The 2,249-nt window shown below is 68.3% G+C and carries 1 protein-coding gene and 1 pseudogene; both read right to left on the bottom strand.

The window, feature by feature from the left end; all coding sequences use genetic code 11:
• Window positions 1-1,549, bottom strand: a pseudogene (locus VKP01_RS06945) (hypothetical protein); the annotation flags it as partial.
• Window positions 1,546-2,079, bottom strand: coding sequence for a molybdopterin-guanine dinucleotide biosynthesis protein B (mobB, locus tag VKP01_RS06940; RefSeq protein WP_324411432.1), 534 nt, complete (start codon window positions 2,077-2,079; stop codon window positions 1,546-1,548). The gene mobB and the pseudogene VKP01_RS06945, both read right to left, overlap by 4 nt.
• Between the last annotated feature and the right edge of the window lie 170 nt (window positions 2,080-2,249).

Raw genomic sequence — 2,249 nt, 5'->3', positions numbered from 1 at the left:
TGCCCGGCGCGAGCGCTTCATCGCCGAACTGACCCACGATCTCCTCGCCGGTGGAGAGTATACCCACGCGCAGGCGGCGATGCACCGCGACCTCGCCGATGCCGAGCGCGCTGAGCAGCGCCAGATCGGCGGGCGTCAGCGACCGCCCCGCCGGCAGGGCGGGCGTGCCCGCCGTAACATCCTCCCCCGCCTTGCGGGTATTGGAACGCGGCTTGATCGGGCCGTTGAAGGCGATGCGCGCGCCGTCCGTGGCGCAATCTTCTTCGAGCACCACCGTGTCGACGCCTTCCGGCAGGATCGCGCCGGTGAGGATGCGGATAGCCTGCCCCTGCGGCACGACACCCGTAAAGGGCACTCCGGCTGCGGCGCGGCCATCGACGAGCGGCAATTCCTGAGGTCCGTCCCCGGTTGCGGCATGGGCGAATCCGTAGCCATCGACTGCGGCATTGGGTGCGGGCGGATTGGAACGGCGTGCGATCGTATCGCGTGCCAAAACGCGGCCCAGTGCAGCGGCGGTGGGCAGGGTCTCGATCCCGGTAATCGGGCGCAGTGCGGCCCGCAGCAGGGCGAGGGCATCGTCAACGGGTGTCCAGTCGACGCCCGGCGGAAGGGCGAAGCAATCATTCTGCAGGCGTGGCGGTTCGAGCGCGCTCATGCCGGTCGCGATCTCCTGGGCTTTCTCTTGCAGAAGAGTCTCGCACCCCACGCCGAGAATCCAGCCCTCTTCACGCAAAATTGCCTCGGAGATGGCGATCGCGCGCATCGCGACAGGGACGGCGTCACGCGCATGCGCGCGCAGCGTGGCGGCGAGGAGCCTGACCTGCACCGCATCCTTGATCGCATCGGGATCCCGGGCGAGCACCCGGTTGACTGCCCCGTCGAGCAGAGAGGGATAGATCTCGGCCAGTGTGATCGGCGCATCACGGTTTTCAAAGGGCCAGACCGTGAGCGCATCGCCGAAGCTTTTCCGCAGCGCGTGCAGGCGCGGTATGCCGAGCAGGGCCTGCGAACCGACCGAGCCGGTGGTGAAGAGTTTCCAGCAGGGCTGCGCGCGGGGGATGCGTTCCTCGACGAGGCGTCGCTCGGGCAGGCCGTGCCCCTCCCGCAGCGAGCCGCGCTCGGGCAGATCGGACAGCGAGAGCGATGCCGGGCGGCCCCAGAACGGGCCGATCCCGGGAAAGCGGCGGTTGATCGCAGCGGCGATGTCGAAGCGGTTATTGGCGTTGTCGTCACTGTCTTTGATCTGCCCTGCGAGCCATTCCCAAAGCGCGAGCGCCTCCGCGCGCCCGGTCAGAGCCTCGGCGAAGCCGCGCGGATAGCCCAGCGGAAAATCGAAGCCGATCAGCACTCTTTCGCCTGCCGCGACGGCTTCCTCGCACAGCGCCGTGACCCTCGCCATCGCCTCCGCCCGGCTGCGGCAATAAAGCGGTTCGCAATCGCCCTCGGCATGGCTGATCCCGATCCAGATAGCATCGGCGCGCGGGCGGGCGGGCATGCGCCGCGCGGCGGCGGACCAGTCCACGACGACGACCCGGTCGAACCCGCTCATATCAGGCCGCATTCCGCGAGCACGAAATCAGCGATCGCCGCCGTGTCGTCGAGATCGAAGACGGGCAGGGTGAGATCGTCGAGCGGGGTATCGGAGGCGATGGCGCGGATCGTCGGCAATTCGTGCGCCAGCAGCCCGCGCGCGCTCCCACCCGCGTGGCGGTAAGCCTCGATCTTGGGGTGGCGCTCGCGTTTGTAGCCCTCGACGATGACGAGATCGACGGGGGTGAGTGTCGTGACGATCTTTGCGAGCGCGGGCTCCGGCGCGCCGCGCAGTTCATGCATCAAGGCCCAGCGATTGGCGGAGGCGAGCACCACCTCCTGCGCGCCGGCCTCGCGATGGCGATACGTATCGCGGCCCTTCTCGTCGATATCGACGTTGTGATGCGCATGCTTGATGGTCGAGACGCTGTAGCCGCGCCCGACAATCTCTGCGACGAGGCGCTCGACCAGCCCGGTCTTGCCGGCATTCTTCCAGCCGGTGACGCCGTAGAGGCGCTGGCCGGCGATACCGGTCTTCGGATCGATCATCAGACGCCGCTCTCTTCGTGCGAACCCTCGTCACGCGCCCCTTTGCGACGATGCTTGCGCTCCTCTTCCGGCGCGCTGCCGGGATCCGCGTCGCGGATCAGCCGCTCTTCGCCGGAAAGGCAGACGAAGCGCTGGCCGCGCATGCGCCCGATCAGGGTCAGCCCGACCTG

This window comes from Saliniramus sp., assembly GCF_035311605.1.
Classification (GTDB): Bacteria; Pseudomonadota; Alphaproteobacteria; order Rhizobiales; family Beijerinckiaceae; genus Saliniramus.
This window is presented reverse-complemented; position numbering and strand designations above follow the sequence as displayed.

Excerpts from the sequence above, each read along its gene's own strand:
- mobB (WP_324411432.1), bottom strand. The coding sequence starts at position 2,079 with ATGATCGATCCGAAGACCGGTATCGCCGGCCAGCGCCTCTACGGCGTC.